The organism is Streptomyces sp. NPDC019531 (assembly GCF_044903305.1).
Taxonomy (GTDB): domain Bacteria; phylum Actinomycetota; class Actinomycetes; order Streptomycetales; family Streptomycetaceae; genus Streptomyces.
Map to the genome: position 1 here is coordinate 1 of NZ_JBJDQL010000122.1, position 3380 is coordinate 3380.

The 3380-nt window shown below is 69.4% G+C and carries 1 protein-coding gene; it reads right to left on the reverse strand.

Annotation, left to right across the window (positions count from 1 at the left end; genetic code table 11):
* Window positions 1-3380: hypothetical protein (locus ACI2L1_RS45020; RefSeq protein ID WP_404745279.1), on the reverse strand; the 3380-nt coding region annotated here is incomplete at both ends.

Consider the following 3380-nt stretch of genomic DNA (forward strand, 5'->3'; position numbering starts at 1 on the left):
TGCTCCGGAGCCTGGGCGAACAACTCGTCGAGCAGCCCCGCGTCCATCCGGACCAGCATGCGGTTGAGAGCGACCGCCCGCCGGGCGTGGAAGTCGGGCGAAGTGGCCGGTATCCGCTGAACGCTGTGTGCCAGGTCGCGGAAGGCGTCATCGCGCAGCAGCATGCGCGGGAAGCCCGACGCCCCGTCGGCGTGCGCGTTGTCCACCGCTTCACGCACCACGGCCCGGGCCTCGTCCCGCAGAGCGTTTCGGACACGCTCGACCGGTCCGCCGCTTGCCGCGACCGTCAGCAGACGCCGGTCCGCCCCACCACTCAACAAATTCAGCGCGATGAAGTGCCCAGAAGAGGTCAGCAGATCCCCGACCCGAGCACGCGGATGACGCCGTGCCCACTCGGCCGACGCCTCACGGCGAGCGGCCCCGGCCCGTGCCCAGTCGGGGGCGAGCCAGTCGTGCTGTTCCGTGTACAGCGTCTGATAGGGCGTCTCGAGGCCGGAACGCCCCGCGAGCGCTGTGTCGGCCCAGGCGTACAGGTGGGCCGCGTCCTGGAGGAGGACGACGCGCTCCGCCGCGGGGAACCGCGCAACCGTGTGCGAGTCGGCGAGGATCTCGTACAGGCTGTCCTTCCCCTGGGAGAGCAGCGAGGCCATGAGCGCCGCCCTGGCGGCGGGCAGCATCCGGGCGGGAGCCAGGTCCCGGTAGGCCTCCAGCAACCGCATGACCACATCGGTGCGGTTGTTCATGAGCGGGAAACCGTGGCCGCCGCGCAGTGTCCACCGCCAAGCGGGGCCGCTCGACGAAGTGCGCACGGGCGTCCCGTCGCGGAGCGCGGCCTCAGCGACCACGTACAGCAGGCCCCACACCTCATGATCGGTCGCGCCGTCGGCGGCCGTGTTCCGCCCCAGCACCTCCAGCACACGCTGGGCGAGGTCACGGACCAGTGGGTGGTCGTGCCGCGTCAGCCGGTCTTCGATGACCGTCCGGTACCTGGGGCCCAGCACGGCCACGAGGTGCCAGGCGGCCCGCTGCACAGCAGGGTCCGCAGCCATATGCTTGCCGAGGCGCCGCTCGTACCGGCGGCTGCGCCGTTGCCAGTCCGGATGGTCGTACAAGGCACGGAAGCCGCTGGCGTACTCGGGGAAACCGGGATCCCCGGGACGTGCGGTGGCGGCCCGCGTCCGGTCCCGCGGGGTGAACTCGACCAGCCGGGGCGGCTTCTGGCCGGCCTCCACAACCAGCCCCATGTACGGCTGTCCCGTCGGCCGGGTCACAAGGATCTCCGCGGTCGGGGCCGTGGTCCGGTGCCCGGTCCAGTCGGCGACCTGCTGCCCCACCGAATCCCCGCCGGGCACCTCAGCCCCCGCGTAAGAAGAGGAGAGGAAGATCCGGGTCTGTGCGGGCAGCCCGCCGCGGTCCAACAGCGACTTGAGGTACCGGCCCCACTCCGCGCCGCTGATCTTCCGCGGACCGTAACGCGACACCACACTCACGGAATGCGGAGAGCCGTGCGCGGCGGCCACGAACCAGTCACCGTCCCAGTTCAGCGGCTCCGGAGCCCCGACGCCCACATGGTAGGCGTTCACGGGCCACCAGGCAGCGAGCCCACGCGTCCGCTCCACTGCCTTCCCCGCTCGTGCCCAGTACCGGGCATCAAAGCTCGCCACGCCGACCCACCGGCCCCCTGACGTGAGGTCCCGGGTGACGATCGGCTGGTCCCAGGGCTCGGCCGGCTGATCGGCGGGCAGCTCGCTCAGCTCGACCGGCTGACCGGCGGGCAGCTCACTCAACTCCACCCGCAGGAAGGTGCGGCCGGTCACCACGTCGTGGTACGGGCCTGCCGACTCCACCCGGAAGTTGGTCCGGGACGGATAGAGCACCGTGCGGAGCTGCGGATTCCTCGACAGCGGCGAGACATCACGTGCCGTGGCACGGTCCACGCTCCACATCACCGGCAGGCCCTGGCCCCCGGCAAGACCGCGGAGCTCTTCGAGCGCGGCTTCCGCACTGGTGGTCACACGATGGAACCGGGACCACGTCCGCTTAGTCCCCACCCCGGGCACACCACCGCCCGCCGCCGAATCCGGCACACTCGTCCAGTAGACCCGCGTGTCGACAGGAGGCAGCATCTCCAGCGCCTCAGCCGCCAACTCACCATGAAGGCCCAGTTCGCCGCGCAGATCCCAGCCCCACCGGTCAACCCACCGCTGCCCCGGAGACCAGTTCTCAATGGGGAATTGGTACTGGAACGTGTCGCCGTCATCATCATACTGCAGGTACAGCAGCGGAAACTGCGAGTGTCCGCCCGCCGCCGCGGCCATGAGCTGCCTGTGCGGCAGCTCTCCGCTGTCCAATGCCTCGATCAGCCGCGCGTCCACACCGCTGACCAGGTAGATCGCCATGGCGTAGGCGTCGAGCAGGTTGTCCCTCAGAAGGGCGATGTCCTGGTGACGGTGCAGCCATTCCTCCAGCGACGCACGCCGGTGCCGCCACTCCTCCCTCGCCTTTTCGCTCGCCTCGAACGACGGAGCTTCCGGATTAACCGGTTCCGCCTCCCGGATCAGGCGGAGGAAGTCTATGATCTGCGGGAACGTGTGCCTTCGCTTCATGAAGGCCGAGAGCGTCAACCAAAAGTAGCTATCGTGGTGCGGCAGCCTGAGGCGGTTAGCCAGGCCGCGGCTGGCGGTGGGGGGGGTGTCCGTCAGCGCGAGTGAGCGCTCCCTCGCCAGGGCGCCGTTGACCCAGCCGTGCAGCCGGGCCGCGTCGACGCGGGAGATGTCGGGCTCAACGCTGTCACGCACATCCGCCTGCTGGGCGGCGGCGAGGATCTCCGCCAGCGAGTGCCTGCCGGACGGCAGCAGCCAGCCCAGCATCGCCTCGCGGAACAGCAGCGCGTCGCCGTCGGGGACCACCATGCGATGGACTTTGAGCAGCCACTCCACGTGCGCCGCAGGTCCCTGGGTCATCCGCAGGCCGCGCTCACGTGTCTCGAGCAGGAAGGAGTCGCTGTGCGTTTCGGAAGTGGGCGGCTTCAGATCTTGAGTGTTCAGCTCCGGGTGATCCTGCCACAGGGCCCTGAGCGAGGGTGCGGGGGACTGGTTCTCGTAGTTCTTGTAGGCGAGGTCCGCGAACACGGTCATGAGCAAGCCCAGCGGGACATCGCTGATGTCCGAACGACCGACCAGCAGCCGGAGGAACGCACTGCGGGTCATCTCCGGCCTATGGAAGGCAGCTCTCATGCCGCCCTCGCCGTAGTGATCGACCAGGTAGAAGTACAGCGCCTCGACAGCCTTGCGGGCCTCCGCGATCACACGGGGGTCGGCGGCCAGCACTTCTCCGACGGCCTTCTCGTACCTCTCGCTGAGCCGGTACCACTCGTCTGT